Origin of the sequence: Jiella avicenniae (genome assembly GCF_021390325.1) — a bacterium.
Taxonomy (GTDB): Bacteria; Pseudomonadota; Alphaproteobacteria; order Rhizobiales; family Rhizobiaceae; genus Jiella; species Jiella avicenniae.
This window is the reverse complement of sequence record NZ_JAJUWU010000011.1, coordinates 44089-62109: the sequence shown is the minus strand read 5'-3', so window position 1 is coordinate 62109 and position 18021 is coordinate 44089. Positions and strand designations below refer to the sequence as shown.

Sequence of the window (18021 nt, the reverse complement as noted above, 5' to 3'; positions counted from 1 at the left end):
TCACTCCGCCGCTTCGAGATGGATGTTGAGGAAGGCGTCGACCCGAGCCGCCAACCCGGCCGGAATGGCCAGCGTCGTGTCTTCCTGGGACACGACGGCGGGTCCTGAAAACGTCGCGCCCGCCGGAAGGTCGTCGCGCAGGTACAACGGGACGGTCTGCCGTTCGCCGGCGAGGAAGACCGCGACGTCGCGCGCCGCCCGGGCCGACTGATCGTGGATCGGGGCGGCCGGAAACGCGACCGGATCGCTCTCGCCGATCGCGACCAGTCGCAGATTGACGATCTCGACCGCGCCGGACGGGTCGTCGAAGTCGTAGACCTCGAGATGCCGCCGGTGAAACGCGGCCGTGAGCGCTTCGACGTCGCCGCCTTCGATCCAGCGCCGCTCGATCGGCACCTCGATCTCGAAGGACTGGCCGCCATAGCGCATGTCGGCCAGGATCTCCGTGCGGATCCGCCCGGCAAATCCCTGGCCGTCGCGCAACCAGGCCTCGCCCTCCGCCGTCAATTCGTCGAGGCAGCGGGCAAGGGCCGGCATGGCCGCGCCGTTGCAGGCGGAAAACACCGTCCGGATGAAGTCGCCCTTGAGATCGGCGACGAGCCCGCCCAGCGCGCTGACGACGCCCGGCCGGCGCGGTGCGACGATGCGCGAAACGCCGATCTCGCGGGCGAGGAAACAGCCGAGCATCGGCCCGCCCCCGCCGAAGGGCATCAGCGTGAAATCGCGGAGATCGACGCCGGCGCGCGAAGCGAGTTTCTCGGCCTCGACGAACATTTCCGACACCGCCACCTCAAGGATCGCCTCGGCCACCGCCTCGACGCTGCGGGAGAGCCGCCGGGCGAGCGGCTCGACGGCGGCGCGCGCCGACTCGCGATCGATCGACAACTGTCCGTAGGCCATCGGCGCCTGGCCGAGGATGCCGAGCACGGCCATCGCGTCGGTGATCGTCGCCTCGTTGCCGCCACGGCCGTAGCATGCCGGCCCGGGCACGGAACCGGCGCTTTCCGGTCCGACCTTGAGGACGCCGAATTCGTCGACCCTGGCGATCGAGCCGCCGCCGATGCCGATCGAACTGACGGAGACGGAGGGGATGTAGAGCGGGAATTCGCCGACCGCCTCGCCGGTGCCGAATTGCGGCTCGCCGTCGACGATCAGGGCGAGGTCGGCCGAGGTGCCGCCGATGTCGAGGGTCAGGACGTCGCGCAACCCCGCCTGACGCGCGAGATGGGCCGCGCCGATGACGCCGGAGGCCGTGCCCGACAACAGCATGTTGATGCAGGCGGTCTTGCCCTCGGCAGCGTTCATCAGCCCGCCGTTCGACTTGGTCAAGAGCGGCCGCGCCGGAATGCGGCGCGAGGCGAGCGCGGCTTGAAGGCCGGCGAGATAGCCGGCCACCCGCGGGTGGACGTAGCCGTTGAGGATCGTCGTCACCGAGCGCTCGTATTCGCGGATCACCGGCCACACGTCGCAGGACGCGAAGACGAAGAGGTCCGGCGCCAGTCGTCGAAGTTCCTGGCGCACCGCCCGCTCATGGGCCGGCGCGACGTAGGAATGCAGCAGCGACACGATGAAGCCTTCGGCGCCTTTGGCGCGGGCGGCGGCGACGATCGGGCCGAGTTCGCCCGCGTCGATGGCCGCCGCCTGGCTGCCGTCGGCGAGCATCCGGCCGGAGATGCCGAAGATCATGTCCCGCGTCACCAGGGGCTCGGGCTGGGCACAGAAGAGCGAGTACATGTCGGGCAGCCGCAACCGGGCGAGTTCGACCACGTCCTCGAAACCGGCGTTGGTGATCAGGGCGAGCCGCGCACCCTTGCGCTGGATGACGGTGTTGATGCCGACGGTGGTCCCGTGGACGAAGGCTTCGATCGCCTCCGGCACGACGCCCCCGGTCTCGGCCAAGCGGTCGAGGCCGGTCAGGAGCTCGCGGCCGGGGTCGTCCGGCGTGGTCAGGACCTTCAGCGTGACCAGCCGCTGCGTCTCCTGTTCGAGGGCGCAGAAGTCGATGAAGGTTCCGCCGATGTCGACGCCGATCTTCCAGGCCATGGGCACCGCCTCTTCGTTTCGTGCGCCCAGCATGCCGCCGGCCTCACCCCGGCGTCTAAGTCGGATGCGCGCGAGGTGAATAAGCCCGGCTTATGGGGCGGCGCCGAGATGGGCCGCGCAGACCGCCAGCAGGTGATCGCGCAGATGCGCCGACGCCGACGAGAGCGCCCGGTCGGCGCGGGTGAGGATCGCGACGGGCAGGTGGAAGTCGGCGGCAAAGGGCAACGCCGCGACGCCGGAAAACTGTTTCCACGGCAGAAGACCGTCGACCAGCGCGATGCCGAGCCCCTGCCGAACGAAGCCCACGGCCGAGAGCGAGACGTCGATCTCGATGTCCGGCCGGTAGGCGAGCCCCGCCGCCGCGGTCATCCGGGCGAGTTCGCGGCCCGGGCGCGTGTCTTGGCGATAGGAGATCAGCGGAAAGTCGCCGATGGCGGTGATGTCGACGCTCTTGCGGCCCGAAAGGGCGTGGCCGACCGGCATCAGGCAGACGATCCCGGCCCGGCCGAGGGTTTCGACGGCGAGCCCCGGCCGGGCGCCGTCGTCCATGGCGACGGCGAGTTCGGCGTCGCCGCGGAGCACCATGGCGACCAGGGACTCGACCGGCGCGATCATCGAGCGGACCGTGACTTCCGGCCGGTCGGCGCGAAACCGCTGCAGCACGGCCGGGATCAGGCCGATCGCCGGTGGCGGAGAGGCCGCGAGGCGGACCAGGCCGACACGCCCCCTGCTCATGTCGAAGGTTCGGCGACGCAGCGCCTCCAGACCGGCGAAGACCTGCTCCGCCTCGGGATGCAGCTCCTCTGCCGCGAGCGTCGGCACGAGCCGGCCCTTCACCCGCTCGAACAGGCGAAAGCCCAGTTCGTCCTCGGTATGCAGCAGCACCTGGCTCAGCGCCGGCTGCGATATGTTGAGGGCCTTCGCCGCCCCCGTCACCGTGCCGGCGCGCATGACCGCGCAAAAGACCTCGAGCTGGCGTGCCCGCATCCTAGCCCTTCCCTTCCTGCCCATAGGGCGCTCTTATGACCATGACCGCAAGTGCGATTGGACAGCCGGCCCGCCCAGGCCGAAACTCTTCGCCTCGACGCCAAGCGAAAGGAACCACATGCGGGTCGTCATCGTCGGCGGTGGGTTGATGGGCGCGGCGGCGGCGTTTTTCCTCGCCCGGCGGGGCGTTGCGGTCACGCTGCTCGAACGCGGCCGCGTCGGCCACGCCGCGACCAATGCCAGTTTCGGCAATATCCGCCGCCAGGGCCGATATCTGCCGCAGATGCCGCTGGCGCATCGCTCGCGCGCGCTCTGGGGCGAAGCCGCCGGGCTGCTCGGCGAGGACGTCGAGTTCCGCGCGACGGGCCACGTGCGCCTTGCCTTCGATGCGGAGGCCATGGCCGACATGGAGGCCTTCGCCCGCGACGCGGAGCCCTTCGGCCTGTCGCTGGAACTCCTCGGCCCGAACGAACTGCGCAGCCGTTTTCCCTGGGCGGGACCGGCGGCGATCGGCGCCTCGCTCTCGCCCGAGGACGGCTCGGCCAATCCGCGGCTGGTGGCGCCGGCCTTTGCGAGGGCCGCCGCTCGCCTCGGTGCCGAGGTCGTCGAGGAGAGCGAGGTGATGGCGATCCGCAAGGACGACGGGGGCCTAGCGGTCGAGACGGCGCGCGGAACCGTCGCGACCGACGCCGTCCTCAACGCGGCCGGTGCCTGGGGCGCCCGGCTCGCCGAAGCCGTCGGCGAGCCGGTGCCACTGGAAGCCTGCGGGCCGCAGATGGGAGTGACCGAGCCTTTGCCCCACCGCATCCTGCCGGTCGTCGGCATCTGGTCGCGGGTGAAGGCGGAAGGCGTCTATTTCCGCCAGGTGGAACGGGGCAACATCGTCTTCGGCGGCGGCAACCGCGAAGCCGTCGCGCTCGATCCCGGCCACGCCACGGTCGATCCCGCCAACACGCTCGCCCAGTTGCCGCAACTCGCGCGCCTCTGCCCGGCGATCGCCAAGGTCCAGGTCATCCGGACGTGGTCCGGCTGCGAGGGCTATACCGGCGACATGCTGCCGGTGATGGGACCGAGCCGGACCACGCCCGGCCTCTTCCACGCCTTCGGCTTTTGCGGCCACGGCTTCCAGCTCGGCCCCGGCGTCGGCGACGTGATGGCCGAGCTGATCGCCACCGGCCGCACCGAAACGCCGATCGAGCCCTTCTCCATCGCCCGCTTCGCCGCCGCCTGATGCCGCCGGGAAAGCACGCCGGCGTGGCCGCTCGTCGAACCCGTCCATCAGAAGTCGGAGACCTCTCCCCACGCGCCGCGGCCGAAGCGCGACAGCGCATAGTGCCGATGCTGCAGCGTCGGCCGATCGCCGGCGACGAGGTCGGCGATGAGCCGCCCGGCCCCCGGGCCGATCCCGAAGCCGTGGCCGGAAAAGCCGGCCGCGAGCAGAAAGCCCTCCGGTCCCGCCGCCGGATCGATGACCGGCACGCCGTCCGGCGTCGAGTCGATATAGCCCGCCCAGGCCGCCTGAACCGGGATCGACGTCAGCTCGGGAATCAGCCGGCGTGCCCGTTCGAGGATCAGCTCGATCGCTTTTCGGGAAGGCCGCGGATCGAGCGCGCGCATCCTCTCCATCGGCGTCGGCCGGTCGAGCGCCCAGCGCCGCAGCGTCTCGTGCCCCGCCTTGAGCGCCGAGAGATCGCCCGGCGCGAGCACCCGCCAGCGCTTGGCGAACATCGGCAGGAAGCTGCGGGCGAAGCGAAGCTGCTGAAACGTCGGGTCGACGCTCGCCAGGCCGGAAACGGCCAGCGTGCAGCCGCCGTCGCCACGCCGGGTCACCGACACCTCTGCCGTATGCAGCGCGTCGGGAATGGTCCTGGCGCCGGGCATGAGCGACAGGATCGACGAGCGCACCGAGGACTGCGGAAAGACGATGCCGAGCTGCCGGCAGAAGGACGACGCCCAGGCGCCGCCGGCGAGCACGACCCGGGGGGTTCGGATCGTGCCGTTTTCGGTTACGACCGCGGAGACCCTGCCGGCTTCCGTCTCGAGCCCGCGCGCCGCGCAGAACTGATGGACCGTGCCGCCATGGGCGATCACGCCCCCGGCGATCGTCGGTGCCGCCCGGGAGGGATCGGCGATGCCGTCGCTCGGCGAGAAGACGCCGCCCTTCCAGGGCTTGCCGGTGGCCGCGCCGCGTTCGCCCGCCTCGGCGGCGCCCAGCATGTGGGTCACGACGCCCTCGCCCGCCGCGAAATCGCGCCATTTCGCCCAGCCGGCGATCTCCGCCTCGTCGTCGGAGAGATAGAGCAGGCCGCAGCGCCGGAAGCCGAGATCCCGGCCGAGTTCGGACTGGATCTCCTCCCACAGCGCGAGGCTCTGCGTCGCCATCGGCAGTTCGCGGCCATCGCGGTTCTGCTGCCGGCACCAGCCCCAGTTCCGGCTCGACTGCTCGGCGCCGATCCGGCCCTTTTCGAGAAGCGCCACTTTCAGGCCGCCCCGCGCCAGGAAATACGCCGCACAGACCCCGACGATGCCGCCACCGACGACGACGACGTCGGCTGCCGCGGGCAAAGTCCCGGAGGACGCGATGGTGACCAAGGGGGCGGGCATGTCTCACTCCTGACGCTGGCCGCAATCTAGCCCCGGCGGCGCGTGAGGGGTCGGTCGATCGGCGCGGCGGTTCGGCATGATCTGCCGCGTTCGGCGCAGGGAGCGGCAGTTCATTTTCGGGTGTCTCCTCCGATGGCGGCTTGCCAGTGGGACGGAGTCGGATCAAGCTGGCGGAATAATCTGCCGTAAGCCTCGCAGCGGAGACGACATGCTCACCACCGGTACGCGGATGAAGCTCGACATGATCGACGTGAAGATCCTGTGCGAGCTCCAGAAGAACGGGCGCATCACCAACGTCGAACTCGCCGAACTGGTGAACCTGTCTCCGAGCCCCTGCCTGACGCGGATGAAGCGGCTGCAGGCGGCGGGCTACATCACCGGCTATTCCGCCCAGATCGACATCGCCAAACTCGGCGAGATCCTGACGGTCTTCACCGAAGTGACGCTGAAGAACCACCGCCATGTGGATTTCGACCGGTTCCAGGCCGCCGTCAGGAAGATCGACGCCTGCGTCGAATGCCATCTGGTCTCGGGCGGCTACGATTATCTCCTGAAGTTCATCACCGCCGGGATCGTCCACTACCAGACGATCATCGAGAACCTGATCGATCAGGACGTCGGCATCGACAAGTATTTCAGCTTCGTGGTCATCAAGTCGCCCTTCATCAAGAACCACCTGCCGCTGAACAACCTGTTCGGCGAGAAGCTTTCGGCCTGACGACGGTCGCAAGGGCCGTCCCGGTCAGCGCCCGGCCTCGGCGCCGGGGGACGCGCGCTCCCGGTCCAGCCCGTCCAGCCACCCCGTGTCGAGCTGCGGAACCGAGGCGATCAGGAGCTTCGAATAGGGATGCTCGGCGCCCGACTTCATGCGCGAGGTCGGCATCTCCTCGACCTTCTCGCCCTGATACATCACCAGCACCCGGTCGCAGACCGCCTCCACCGTCGACAGGTCGTGGCTGACGAACACGTAGGTGAGGCCGAGTTCGCGCTGCAGTTCGTCGAGGAGATCGAGGATCGCAGCGGCCACCACGGTGTCGAGCGCCGAGGTGATCTCGTCGCACAGGATCAGCTCCGGCCTGGCGGCGAGGGCCCGGGCGAAGTTGACCCGCTGCTTCTGCCCGCCGGACAGTTCCGGCGGCAGCCGGTGCTTCAAGGCCTTGGGCAGCCGGACCATGTCGAGGAGCCGGTCGACCTCCGCCTCGCATTCGCGGCCCCGCGTGCCGTGATAGAAGGTCAGCGGTCGTGACAGGATCGCCCCCACCGAGCGGTTGGGATTGAGCGCCGTGTCGGCCAGCTGGAAGACGATCTGCAGCTTGCGCAGATCCTCCTTCGAGCGGTCTTTCGTGCGTCGCCCGAGTTCCACCCCGTCCATCCTGATCTGGCCGATCGCCGGCGGCAGCAGGCCCGCGATCGCCCGCGCCAGGGTCGACTTGCCGCTGCCGGATTCGCCGATCACCCCGAGGCTCCTGCCCCGCTCGAGGCGGAAGCTCACGTCCTTCAGCGCGAGATATTCCGGCCGGCCGTCCCGGCCGATCGCGCCGTAGCCGGCGGTGAGGTTCGTCACTTCCAGGACGGGCGTCTCCGGACCGGGCCGCTCCGTCGCTGCGGCCTCGTGCGGCCTCGGATGGAAGGCGTCGATCAGCGCCCTGGTGTAGCCGTGCTTCGGCGCCGTGACGATCTGCTCGGTGGCGCCCTCCTCCTGCACCTCGCCGCCCTTCAGGACGACGATGCGGTCGGCGATCTGGGCAACGACGGCGAGATCGTGCGAGACGTAGACGCCCGCCATGCCGCGTTCGCGCATCACCGACTTGAAGGCCCGCAGCACCTCGATCTGGGTGGTGACGTCGAGCGCCGTGGTGGGTTCGTCGAACACCATCACCTCGGGATCGGCGATCAGCGCCATGGCGGCGGCAAGACGCTGCAGCTGCCCGCCCGACACCTGATGCGGATAGCGCAGGCCGATCGTCTCGGGATCGGGCAGCGCCAGGGCGCGGAACAGCCCGATCGCCTTCTGCCGGGCTTCTTCCATCGGCATCAGCTGGTGGATCTTCGCGACCTCGACGACCTGGTCCATGATGGTCTGCGAGGGATTGAAGGCCGCCGCTGCCGATTGCGGCACATAGGCGACCTGCCGGCCGCGCAGCCGCCGCCGCTCGGCCCCCGACATCGCCACGACGTCCCGGCCGGCGACACGGACCGAACCCTTTCGGATCGAACAGCCCGTGCGCGTGTGGCCGAGTAGCGTCAGGGCGATCGTCGTCTTGCCCGAGCCGCTTTCGCCGATGAGGGCGACCATCTCGCCCGCGCCGACGTTCAGGTCGACGCCCTTGATGATCTCGACCGTGCGGCCGGAATCGGTCCTGGCGCTGACGTGCAGATCGCGGATTTCGACGACGTTGCCCATCATTCGCTCCTGTCGCGGATCCGCCGGGGAAGGTTGTCGATCAGCATGTTGACCGAGATCGTCAGGCTGGCGATGGCGATCGAGGGCATGATCACCGCCGGAGCCCCGAATGACAGCCCGCCGATGTTCTCGCGCACCAGCGCGCCCCAATCCGCGTTCGGCGGCTGAACGCCGAGTCCGAGAAAGGACAGACCGGAGAGCAGCAGCACGATGAAGACGAAGCGCAGGCCGAAATCGGCCAGAACCGGGCCGATGATGTTCGGGAAGATCTCCTCGCGGATCGTGTAGATGGTGCCTTCGCCGCGCGCCCGCGCCACCGTGACGAAGTCCATGGCATTGACGTTGACGGCGAGCGCCCGGGCGAAACGGTAACTGCCGGGCGCGTAGAGCACGGCGATCGTCAGGACGAGCACTGTCATCGAGCTGCCGACCGCGGCGACCACGACGAGGCCGAACATCAGGGAGGGAAGCGAGTTCAGCGCGTCGAGGAAGCGTGACAGGATCGCGTCGAACCACCCTCCGACGACCGCCGCGATCATCCCGAGCGTCACCCCGACGAAACAGGCGATGGCGACGGCGGCAAGTGAGATGCCGACGGTGTAGCGCGCGCCCATCAAGACGCGGGACAGCATGTCGCGGCCGAGATAGTCGGTGCCGAGCCAGAACTGCGCCGACATCGGCCCGTAATAGTCGAAATCGACGATTTGGCCGACCGGATAGGGGCTGATCCAGGGCGCAGCGATCGCCACCACCATCCAGAACAGGATGATCGCGGCGCCGATGATGCCGACGGCGTTCATGTGCCAGCCGAAGCGACCTTTGCGGGCGGAAGCTGTCGTCGTCATCGTCATTGGTTCCGCAGCCGCGGGTTGGCCATGATCGCGACGAGGTCGGCGATCAGGATCAGAAGGAGATAGCTGACGCAGAAGATCATCGCACAGGACTGGATGAGCGGAAGATCGCGGGTGGAGACCGCGTCCACCATCAGTTTCGCCACGCCCGGATAGTTGAAGATCGTCTCGACGATGATGACGCCGCCCAGCAGGTAGGAGAGCGACAGGGCCATGGCGTTGACGATCGGGCCGAGCGCGTTCGGCAGCGCATGTCTCAGCACGATCCGCCGGCGCGATGCGCCCTTGAGCAGAGCCATCTCGACATAGGCGGTGTCGAGGGTGTCGATCACCGCCGCACGCGTCATCCGGATCATCTGCGCCGAGACGACGAAGGACAGTGTGATGACCGGCATCGCGTAGATCCGCAGGAGCTCGCCGAGTCCTTCGACATCACTGGCGACCGACAGGGCCGGCAACCATTTCAGGTAGACCGCAAAGATCATGACGGCGAGCGTCGCCACCATGAATTCGGGGATCGAGATCACCGAAACGGTGAAGACCAGGACCAGCCGGTCGTAGGTCGACCCCCGGAACATCGCCGCGGTGATGCCGAGGGTGAGGGCGATGGGCACCGAGAACAGCGTCGTGACGAAGGCGAGTTCGAGCGAATTCGCCAGCCGTCCCGCGATGAGATCCGCGACCTCGCGATTGTTGGCATAGGAGCGCCCGAGATCGCCGGTCAGGAGCCCGCCGAGCCAGTACAAGAACCGCAGGAAGGCCGGCTGGTCGAGATGCATCGACTTGCGGAGGCCGGCTACGGCCTCCGGCGTCGCGGCCTGGCCGAGCAGGATCTGGGCGACGTCGCCGGGAAGAAGCTCGGTGGCGAAGAACACCGCGAAGGCGACGACCAGGAGAGAGATCAGCATGATCCCCAGGCGCTTGGCGACAAGTCGCGCGATGAGGGCATTCATGATGGCGACGGCTCCCCGTGATCCGCGAATGAATGAACGGCCGGGCGAAGAGCGCCCGGCCGAAAGGTCGGAGGATCAGTCGTCGAGCCAGACGTACTCGGCGAAGGCATAGCCCATCATGCCGCCGAGCGGGTTCGCGCGCATACCCTTCAATTTGGAGGAAAGGGCGTCGACGTTGGAGATCCACACCGGAATGATCGTGCCGGCCTCCTCGGAGACCATCACCTGCATCTCGTCGTAGATCGCCTTGCGCTTGGCTTCGTCGAGCGAGCCGCGCGCCTCGACCAGCATCTTGTCGAACTTCTCGGACTTGTAGTGGCTCTCGTTCCACGGCGCGTCCGAGGCGTAGAGCAGCGAGAACAGGATATCGGGCGTCGGCCGCGGATTGATGTTGCCGAAATGGATGGGCGCTTTCAGCCAGTAATTCGACCAGTAGCCATCGGAAGGAACGCGCTGAACGTCGAACGGCATGCCGATCTCCTGGCCGGCCTGCTGCACGACGGTGGCCATGTCGACAGCCGAGTTCGGCGCATCCGAGGTGATGATCGGGATGGTCTGGCCGAGCACGCCAGCCTTTTCGAACAGACTTTTCGCCTTGTCCGGGTCGTATTCCTTCGCCGGGAGCTCTTTGTTGTAATATTTGTCGTTGGGCGAAATCGGCTGGTCGTTGGCCACCACCGCCAGATCGCGCAAAATCGAGCGTTTGATCACCTCGCGGTTGATCAGATACTTCATACCCTCGACGAAGCCGGCTTTGTCGCCCGGATCCATGTCGAGTCGGACGTTGAGATCGGTATAGTTGCCGGACGTCGTCTGCGAGAGGCTGACGCCGTCCACGCCGTCCAGACGTCGCATCGACCGCGGATTGATCGCCGCCGCCAGCGCGATATCACCTGAAAGCAGCGCGTTGATGCGGGCCGGCTCGTCGGAAATCGCGATGAATTCGAAACTGTCGAGATAGGGAAGCTGGTCCTTCCAGTAGTTCTCGTTCTTCACGCCGACGGAGCGCACGCCGGGCTCGAAGACCTCGCACTTGAAGGCGCCGGTTCCGTTGGCGGTCGAAAAATCGGTCGTGCCGTCGGCGATGATCATGAAGTGGTGCAGCGCCAGGATGATCGGCAGATCGGCGTTGGGAGCGCTCAGCACGATCTCCATCACCTTGTCGTCGACCTTCTTGAAGCTCTCCATCTGCTTGGCCATGGCGTTGACCTTGGAGCCGACGGCCGGGTCCTTGTGGCGCTGCAGGGAATAGATGACGTCGTCGGTGGTGAGCGTCTTGCCGTCGTGGAAGGTCACGTCGGGGCGCAGCGTCAGCGTCCAGGTCTTGGCGTCCTGCGTCTCGAGCTTGTCGGCGAGCTCCATGCGCACGTCGCCGCCCTCTTCGAGGAACGTCAGGCGGTTGTAGAAGGCGCAGGCGCGGACGTAGTCGGTCGACAGCGAGCCCTTGGCGGGATCGAGCGTATCGGCCGTGGAGGCCGACCAGCCGGCGGCCGTGATCGAGCCGCCGGATTTCGGCGTCTCGGCAAAGGCCCGTGTGGCGCGGCCGATGATCGTGCCGCCGGCGGCAAGGCCGATGCCGCTCGCCATCAACAGGCGCAGGAGGTCGCGGCGGGTGGCTCCGCGGCGGATGGCATGCTCGACCATCGCATCGTCGCGACCGGTCCAGTTCGTCACAGTGTCATGGCTCATGCGTCGACCCCTTTTCGTGTCAGCAGGTGGCGAGCCCGTCTTGGTGCGGGATTGGAGAAGATCTCACTGCGCTTCGACGGCATCCGCCAGTGCGGCGAGCGACGTGAAATGGAAGTCCGGCCGGGTGAAGCTCTCCGGGGCGATCGTGCCGCCGCTGCCGGGGCGCCCGTGCCGCCGCTCGATCCAGCAATTGGTCAGGCCGAGCTGCCGCGAGATGCCGATGTCGTGATATTGGCTCTGGGCGACATGCAGGATGTCGGCCTTGCCGAAACCGTCTTTCGCCAGATCGGCGAGGACGAAGTCGAAGAAGGCCGGATCGGGCTTCTCGGTGCCCGTGTCGTCGGTGGTGAAGCCCTTGTAGAACGGCCGTCCGAGCACCTCCGCATAGCGTTCGAAGGCCCAGCGCTGGGCATTGGTCATGGCGACGAGCTTGAACCTTCGGGACAGCCGCGACAGCGCCTCGACGCTGTCGGCAAAGGCCGGAGAGGCCGCGACCGCCTCGACCATCCGCGCACCCTGCTCCGGCCCTCGCGGCAGACCGGTCCTCGCGGCGATGACGCCGTAGCAGCGGGCGACGTCGTCGGGGAACTTGCCGGCCTCCGCGTCGCGGCGGCATTGCCCGTAGATCGCCAGCGCCGCTTCGCCGTCGACGGTGAGGCCATGGTCCGCCGCGATGGCCTCCAGACCGCCGGTCAGTCCCGCCTCGAAGTCGATCAGGGTCCCGACGACGTCGAACGTCAACACCTTGAAATGGGTCAGTGCTTTGTCCACGCGATGCGCTCCTCTGCACGTACGACCTCGGCGCCGCGAAAGTCGAACGGCATATTGTTCCGTGATGGCAGACCTTGATTTGTCCCGAGGGATGTTGCGGACCCCGGGGTCTTCGACGTGCAGTCCACGGCCCTGTCGGGCTTTCTGCCGCCTGCGGTCGCCGTCCTCCACCAGACTGTCGCAGGACTGCGATCCAAGAAAACCCGAAACGCCCCGTCGCCGCGGCATTTTGTTTTGAAATCGCGCCCGTGGCGATATTTTCCGCAGTGCCTAATCAGTAACCCTTAGCTCTGTCGACGCGGCCCGGCACGGGGCGACCGGCCAGATGCGCGCGGATGCACTCGACGGCGCAGACCGCCCCTTCCTCGAAGTCGGTCACGGTGGCCACATGCGGCGTCAGGATCACCTGCGGATGGGTCCAGAGGCGGTGCTCGGCCGGCAGCGGCTCGGGGTCCGTCACGTCGAGGAAGGCGTCGGCAAGCCGGCCGCGATCCAGGGCCGCGAGCAGCGCGTCATGGTCCAGATGCCGGCCGCGACCGGCGTGAACCAGGCATGCGCCTTCGGGCAGCGCGTCGAAGAGATCGGCGTCGAGGATGTTCTCGGTCTCGGGCGTCAGCGGCAGCAGGCAGACCAGGATGTCGGTGCGCGAAAGGAACGGCCGCAGCCCGGCCGTTCCCGCAAACGTCTCCACCCCGGCGATCGTCCGCGGTGTGCGGGACCAGCCGGCCAGTTGGAACCCCAGCGGCAGCAGCGCATCGATCGTCGCGCGGCCGAGCTGTCCGAGCCCGAGGACGCCGACCCGCCGGCGGCGGGCCAGTTCCACCGGGCCGGCCTTCCAGACTTTCTGCCGCTGCTGGTCCAGGTAGCGCGGCAGCTGGCGATGCATCGCCAGGACGCCGAGCAGCGTGTAGTCGCGCATCATCTCGCCGATCGACGGGGTGATCATCCGCGCCACCGCCACCTGTTCCGGCAGGGCGGCGAAATCGAGCTGATCGACGCCGGCGCCGACCGACAGGATCATCTCGAGCCCGGGGTAGCGCTCGACGATGCCCGCCGGCAGCGTCCAGGCGGCGATGAAGCGGACGTCCCGGGGATCTGCGACCGCCGCCTCGCCGTCGAGGAACGGCACGTCCGGCAACTCGCGCTCGAAGATCGGCCGCCAGACGGCGGCGCGCTCGGCGCCGGAGAGGTAGAGCAGCGCCACGGCGCTCAGGCGCCCGTCATCGCCGAGCGCACGTCCGGATCGTCGAGCGTCTCGTCGAGGACGCGGAGGGTGCGCGCGACCATCTCGTCGATCTCCTCGGGCGTGCAGCACAGAGGCGGCGCGAACCCGATCGCGCCGTTGGCGAAGGCGCGGACGATCAGGCCGGCGCGATAGGCCCGGTCGAAGATCCGCCGGGAGGCCTCGGCGGCGGCCGGCAGCGGCGTCTTCGCCGCCTTGTCGGTGACGAGTTCGATCGCCGCCAGCATGCCGCGACCCCGGACGTCGCCGACCAGCGGATGGTCGGACAGACCGTGCAGCCCGGCCATCAGCCGCGCGCCGGCCTTGCGGCCGTTTTCCAAGAGGCCGCCGTCTTCGTACAGCCGCAGCACCGCCAGGCCGACCGCGGCGCTGACCGGGTGGCCGGAATAGGTGTAGCCATGGCCGATCAGCGCTTCGCCGGCGCCGTCGGCGATGGCCTGGTAGACGTGATCGGCCATCAGCACGGCGCCGAGCGGCGCGTAGCCGGAGGTCAGCCCCTTCGCGACGGTGATGAAGTCCGGAACGATGCCCTCGTCCTCTGAGGCGAAAAGCGGTCCGGTCCGCCCGAAGGCGGTGATCACCTCGTCGGCGACGAACAGGATGTCCATCTCCCGGCAGGCCTCGGCCATCGCCTTCATCCATCCCGCTGGCGGCACCAGCACACCGCCCGACCCCTGGATCGGCTCGGCATAGAAGGCCGCGACGCGCTCGGCGCCGAGCTCCTCGACCTTGGCCCTCAGCTCGGCCACCGAGGCGGCGATGATCGCCGCCGGATCCTGGCCGACGGGATTGCGATAGACGTAGTGGGACGAGATCTTGTGCTGCCAGTCGAAGGGCACGCCGAAGCCGAAGTGGAATCCCGGCAGGGCGGTCAGCCCGGCGCCGGCCGTCGAGGAGCCGTGGAACCCTTGCGCGAGCGAGATGAACTGGTCCTTCTGCGGGGTGCCGCGGGCGTGGTTGTAGTAGCGGATGAAGCGGATCGTGCTGTCCACCGCATCCGACCCGCCGAGCGTGAAATAGACGTGGTCGAGATCGCCCGGCGCCCGCTCGGCAAGTTCGGCCGCGAGCCGGATCGCCGGTTCCGAGCCCATGTCGAAATAGCCGGTGGCATAGGGCAGCCGGCGCATCTGCTCGGCCGCCGCCTCGACGACGCTTTCGTGTCCGTAGCCGGCGTTGACGCACCACAGGCCGGCGAAACCGTCGAGCAGCCGGTGGCCTTCGCCGTCGGTCAGCGTCGCGCCCTTGGCGGAGGCGAGGACGCGCACCCCGCTGCGCTCGTGCCCGCGCGGCGAGGCGAGCGGATGGATCAGGTGCTGCCTGTCGAGTTCGACGAGGGAGTTGGAGAGCATCGGGTTTCTCCGAGATGTGGTCAGCCGAGGGCCTGGGAGGTGAGCGCGTAGGTCCGCGCGGTGGATCGTTCGGTCGAACGGGGCGCGCCGCGGGTCATCGCCACGCCGCCGCCGGCCGGGGCGAGGCCCTGCGCTGCGAGCCAGAGCCCGAGGCCGTGTTCGGCGGGCGTGTCGACCCGCAGAAATGCGCCTTGGCGGCGGGCGAAATGGGCGGCGATCAGGCGCCTTGCCGTCTCCTCGTCCTGCGCGACGACCGGGCCGACGACCTCGCCACGGCCGAAAGGTCGACGGACGGCAAAGCCGGCGACGCGACCATCGTTGCGGACGACGACCGCCTCGCCTTCGGCCAGAAGGTGCCCGAAAAGCGCGCCGCGGTCGGCGCCGAAGGCTTGCCGGTCGAGCGCCACGATCGCCTCGCGATCGGCTGGCCCGGCGTCCTCGACCCCGTCCGGCGGGGGCACGGCGGCGACCTCGCCCTGGTGCTGGAGGATCCGTCCGGCCTCGACGAAGCCGAGCTTGGCATAGAGCGGCAGGCCGGCCTTGGTCGCGGTGAGCCGCAACGATCGCTCGCCGGCGGCCTGCATGACCGTCTCGACGAGGCGCCTGCCGAGCCCGCGGCCACGCATGGTCTCGTCGACGATGATCATGTCGAGCATCGCGACGCCGTCGCCGAAGGGCGTGCAGAAGGCCGTGCCGACGACGCGCCCGCCCTCGGTCGCGACGATCCCGTGCGAGAGTTCGGCGATCAGCGCCCAGTCCTGCGGGCGATGCGGCCAGCCTTCCCTGCGCGAGAGCGCGACGGCGGCTTCGAGATGATCGGCCGTGAACGGAAAGATCTGGAGTCCGGGCATCGGGCAAGCGTTCTGGATGGTCGTCATTCGTCCAGTCGTAGCAGCGTCCGGAAGGAAGATGCTTTCGGCGGCCGGCCGGGCGACGGAATATCCGGCCGCGGGCGGCGGCGATGGCCGCAGCAAATTGCGGCGCCGCGCCGGCGCGCCGGTCGGGTGGGCCGGGCTGAGATGAAGTCCGGCAACCCCGAACGGGTCCGCCGAACTCCGTCTCACTGCGCCGCGGCCCCTTGCGCGGTCGCGCCCGACAGCCTGCGGCCGAGGCGCAGGACCATCTTGCTGGCGGCCTGCAGTTCCGCGACGGTGATGTACTCCTCCGGCTTGTGGGCGCGGGCGATGTCGCCCGGCCCGCAGACGACGGAGGGAATGCCCGCCGCCTGGAACAGCCCCGCCTCGGTCCCGTAGCTGACGGCGGCGAGCGGCGGATGGCCGGACAGTTCGCCCGCCAGCGCCGCCAGCGGATGATCCTCACCCAGCGCCAGCCCCGGATAGCTGGCGATGATCTCGGCGGATAGACAGTCGTTCGCCGCGACGATCTTCAGCGCCGGCTCCAGCAGCGCCAGGGGATCGACGCCGGCGATCGCCCGCGCCTCGATCTCGGCGCCGGCGCGCTCCGGAATGACGTTCAGCGCCTCACCGCCGGTGATCCTGCCGATCTGGATCGTGGAGTAGGGCGGCGCGAAGTGCGGATCGCGCGGCCCCGAGAGGCGCTGGGCTTCCGCCGCTTCCGCCATGGCGGTGAGGGCCGGCAGGATCACGTGGATCGCGTTGGTTCCGAGATCGGGCCGCGACGAGTGGCCGGACCTGCCCTCGGCCAGGATCCTCAGCGCCGCCTTGCCCTTGTGCCGCAGAACCGGCACCAGCCCCGACGGCTCGCCGACGATGCAGCCGAGCGGTGGCGCGCAGAGGGTCGGCAGCTTCTCGATGAGATGGGGAACGCCGCGGCAGCCCGCCTCTTCGTCATAGGACAGCGCGATGTGGATCGGGCGGGCGAGGTCCATTGCCACGAGGTCCGGCACGACCGAGAGGACCGCCGCGACGAAGCCCTTCATGTCGACGGCGCCGCGTCCGACCAGCCGCCCCTCCACCTCGCGCAGCCGGAACGGGTTGCCGGTCCAGGCCGGTTCGTTGGCGGGCACGACGTCGACGTGGCCCGACAGGATGTAGCCCGGAACCCCGGCCGGGCCGATCGTGGCGAAGAGATTGAAGCGATCGCCCTCCGGCCCGCCGATCACCACGGAGGCGACGCCGTGCATCGCCAGGAAGTCCCGGACGTAGTCGATCAACGCGCCGTTGTGGGTGCCGACGACGGAGCGGAAGGCGACGAGGCTGGACAACATGGACTGGGGATTCATCGGGACCGTCTCGCTGAAGGCGTGGCGTCTGCCACAAAGCCGTTGCGACCCGCGCCGGGCGCGCAACGGATTGCACCAAGACTGGCGCGAAACGCTCGGCAGGCCTTGCCGTCGTTCCCCGCGCATTCGCAACAATCTGCTTCGTCCGGTCCGCTGAAGACTAGAAATCGTGCCATTCGGGGGCGTTAGGATCGAAGCCGCCCCGCCGAGCGTTCGAGGCGGCCGGCCGACCCGATCCCACCATGAGAGGCAAGACGCCCGTGTTCCGCCCGAAATTCATCACCTTCGACTGCTATGGGACGCTGACCCATTTCCAGATGGCCGAGAAGACGCGGGAGATCTACGGTTCGCGCCTGTCTCCCGACCTCCTGGAACGGTTCATCCGGAACTTCGCCGCCTACCGGCTCGACGAGATCATGGGCGACTGGAAGCCCTACGACCAGGTCGTCGTCAACGCCGTCGAACGGACCTGCAAGCGCAACGGCGTCGCCTTCGTCGAGGCCGAGGCCCGGCAGTTCTACGAGGCGGTGCCGACATGGGGTCCGCATCCCGACGTTCCGGAGGGGCTGGCGAAGGTGGCGAAGGAGATCCCGCTCGTCATCCTGTCCAACGCCATGGACGCCCAGATCATGTCGAACGTCGAAAAGCTCGGCGCGCCCTTCGCCCATGTCTTCACCGCCCAGCAGGCGAATGCCTACAAGCCGCGCTTCCAGGCCTTCGAATACATGCTGGATGAGCTCGGCTGCGGCCCCGAGGACATTCTCCACTGCTCCTCGTCCTTCCGCTACGACCTGATGTCGGCCCACGATCTCGGCATCGCCAACAAGGTTTGGGTCAATCGCGGCCACGAGCCGGCCAATCCCTATTACGGCTACGTGGAGATCCCCGACGTTTCGGGCCTTCCGGCGGTGGTGAGCCTCTAGG

At 68.6% G+C, this 18021-nt stretch carries 15 protein-coding genes; 3 read left to right on the top strand and 12 right to left on the bottom strand.

The features are described from left to right. Both LZD57_RS12795 and LZD57_RS12790 read right to left on the bottom strand, forming a co-directional pair. Nucleotides 1-2043, bottom strand: coding sequence for a hydantoinase/oxoprolinase family protein (locus tag LZD57_RS12795; protein ID WP_233719866.1), 2043 nt, complete (start codon nt 2041-2043; stop codon nt 1-3). 90 nt (nt 2044-2133) lie between these two features. Continuing rightward, complete coding sequence (locus LZD57_RS12790; protein WP_233719865.1) at nt 2134-3030, bottom strand: LysR family transcriptional regulator; 897 nt, start codon at nt 3028-3030, stop codon at nt 2134-2136. Between the two features lie 118 nt (nt 3031-3148). On the opposite strand from LZD57_RS12790, the gene LZD57_RS12785 reads away from it, so the two are divergent. Next, nucleotides 3149-4261 carry an NAD(P)/FAD-dependent oxidoreductase gene (locus LZD57_RS12785; protein WP_233719864.1) on the top strand — a complete coding sequence of 371 codons (1113 nt, stop codon included), beginning with the start codon at nt 3149-3151 and terminating at the stop codon, nt 4259-4261. A 47-nt stretch (nt 4262-4308) separates the two neighbouring features. On the opposite strand, the gene LZD57_RS12780 is transcribed toward LZD57_RS12785, so the two are convergent. After that, nucleotides 4309-5634, bottom strand: a complete 1326-nt coding sequence (locus LZD57_RS12780; protein ID WP_233719863.1) for an NAD(P)/FAD-dependent oxidoreductase — start codon at nt 5632-5634, stop codon at nt 4309-4311. A 229-nt stretch (nt 5635-5863) separates the two neighbouring features. Between LZD57_RS12780 and LZD57_RS12775 the strand changes: the two genes are divergently transcribed. Beyond that, nucleotides 5864-6352: an Lrp/AsnC family transcriptional regulator gene (locus tag LZD57_RS12775; protein ID WP_233719923.1), complete on the top strand. Its 489-nt coding sequence runs from the start codon at nt 5864-5866 to the stop codon at nt 6350-6352. Nucleotides 6353-6376: 24 nt separating this feature from the next. Here LZD57_RS12775 and LZD57_RS12770 read toward each other — a convergent pair whose 3' ends face one another. The 9 genes from LZD57_RS12770 to argE form a co-directional block, all read right to left on the bottom strand. Then, on the bottom strand, nt 6377-8038 hold the full coding sequence (locus LZD57_RS12770; protein WP_233719862.1) for an ABC transporter ATP-binding protein: 1662 nt from the start codon (nt 8036-8038) through the stop codon (nt 6377-6379). Continuing rightward, nucleotides 8038-8889 (bottom strand): ABC transporter permease, encoded by an 852-nt coding sequence (locus LZD57_RS12765; RefSeq protein WP_233719861.1) that lies wholly within the window; start codon nt 8887-8889, stop codon nt 8038-8040. The genes LZD57_RS12770 and LZD57_RS12765 overlap by 1 nt, the downstream gene beginning before the upstream one ends. After that, complete coding sequence (locus tag LZD57_RS12760; RefSeq protein WP_233719860.1) at nt 8886-9842, bottom strand: ABC transporter permease; 957 nt, start codon at nt 9840-9842, stop codon at nt 8886-8888. Before LZD57_RS12760 ends, LZD57_RS12765 begins: the two co-directional genes overlap by 4 nt. A gap of 75 nt (nt 9843-9917) precedes the next feature. Then, on the bottom strand, nt 9918-11531 hold the full coding sequence (locus tag LZD57_RS12755) for an ABC transporter substrate-binding protein (RefSeq protein WP_233719859.1): 1614 nt from the start codon (nt 11529-11531) through the stop codon (nt 9918-9920). A gap of 63 nt (nt 11532-11594) precedes the next feature. Continuing rightward, nucleotides 11595-12302 carry an HAD-IA family hydrolase gene (locus LZD57_RS12750; RefSeq protein WP_233719858.1) on the bottom strand — a complete coding sequence of 236 codons (708 nt, stop codon included), beginning with the start codon at nt 12300-12302 and terminating at the stop codon, nt 11595-11597. 274 nt (nt 12303-12576) lie between these two features. Continuing rightward, nucleotides 12577-13506, bottom strand: coding sequence for a 2-hydroxyacid dehydrogenase (locus LZD57_RS12745; RefSeq protein ID WP_233719857.1), 930 nt, complete (start codon nt 13504-13506; stop codon nt 12577-12579). A gap of 5 nt (nt 13507-13511) precedes the next feature. Beyond that, nucleotides 13512-14894: an aspartate aminotransferase family protein gene (locus LZD57_RS12740; RefSeq protein WP_233719856.1), complete on the bottom strand. Its 1383-nt coding sequence runs from the start codon at nt 14892-14894 to the stop codon at nt 13512-13514. Between the two features lie 20 nt (nt 14895-14914). Further along, nucleotides 14915-15745, bottom strand: coding sequence for a GNAT family N-acetyltransferase (locus tag LZD57_RS12735; protein ID WP_233719855.1), 831 nt, complete (start codon nt 15743-15745; stop codon nt 14915-14917). Nucleotides 15746-15954: 209 nt separating this feature from the next. Continuing rightward, the gene (gene argE, locus LZD57_RS12730; RefSeq protein ID WP_233719854.1) at nt 15955-17097 is read right to left on the bottom strand and encodes an acetylornithine deacetylase; all 1143 of its coding nucleotides are present in this window, start codon (nt 17095-17097) and stop codon (nt 15955-15957) included. A 242-nt stretch (nt 17098-17339) separates the two neighbouring features. On the opposite strand from argE, the gene LZD57_RS12725 reads away from it, so the two are divergent. Continuing rightward, the gene (locus LZD57_RS12725; RefSeq protein ID WP_233719853.1) at nt 17340-18020 is read left to right on the top strand and encodes a haloacid dehalogenase type II; all 681 of its coding nucleotides are present in this window, start codon (nt 17340-17342) and stop codon (nt 18018-18020) included. The last annotated feature ends 1 nt before the right edge of the window (nt 18021 follow it).

Bases quoted from the DNA above. Each gene is read 5' to 3' on its own strand.
- LZD57_RS12795 (WP_233719866.1), bottom strand. From the start codon at position 2,043: ATGGCCTGGAAGATCGGCGTCGACATCGGCGGAACCTTCATCGACTTC.
- LZD57_RS12790 (WP_233719865.1), bottom strand. From the start codon at position 3,030: ATGCGGGCACGCCAGCTCGAGGTCTTTTGCGCGGTCATGCGCGCCGGC.
- LZD57_RS12785 (WP_233719864.1), top strand. From the start codon at position 3,149: ATGCGGGTCGTCATCGTCGGCGGTGGGTTGATGGGCGCGGCGGCGGCG.
- LZD57_RS12780 (WP_233719863.1), bottom strand. From the start codon at position 5,634: ATGCCCGCCCCCTTGGTCACCATCGCGTCCTCCGGGACTTTGCCCGCG.
- LZD57_RS12775 (WP_233719923.1), top strand. From the start codon at position 5,864: ATGAAGCTCGACATGATCGACGTGAAGATCCTGTGCGAGCTCCAGAAG.
- LZD57_RS12770 (WP_233719862.1), bottom strand. From the start codon at position 8,038: ATGGGCAACGTCGTCGAAATCCGCGATCTGCACGTCAGCGCCAGGACC.
- LZD57_RS12765 (WP_233719861.1), bottom strand. From the start codon at position 8,889: ATGACGATGACGACGACAGCTTCCGCCCGCAAAGGTCGCTTCGGCTGG.
- LZD57_RS12760 (WP_233719860.1), bottom strand. From the start codon at position 9,842: ATGAATGCCCTCATCGCGCGACTTGTCGCCAAGCGCCTGGGGATCATG.
- LZD57_RS12755 (WP_233719859.1), bottom strand. From the start codon at position 11,531: ATGAGCCATGACACTGTGACGAACTGGACCGGTCGCGACGATGCGATG.
- LZD57_RS12740 (WP_233719856.1), bottom strand. From the start codon at position 14,894: ATGCTCTCCAACTCCCTCGTCGAACTCGACAGGCAGCACCTGATCCAT.
- LZD57_RS12735 (WP_233719855.1), bottom strand. From the start codon at position 15,745: ATGCCCGGACTCCAGATCTTTCCGTTCACGGCCGATCATCTCGAAGCC.
- argE (WP_233719854.1), bottom strand. From the start codon at position 17,097: ATGAATCCCCAGTCCATGTTGTCCAGCCTCGTCGCCTTCCGCTCCGTC.
- LZD57_RS12725 (WP_233719853.1), top strand. From the start codon at position 17,340: ATGAGAGGCAAGACGCCCGTGTTCCGCCCGAAATTCATCACCTTCGAC.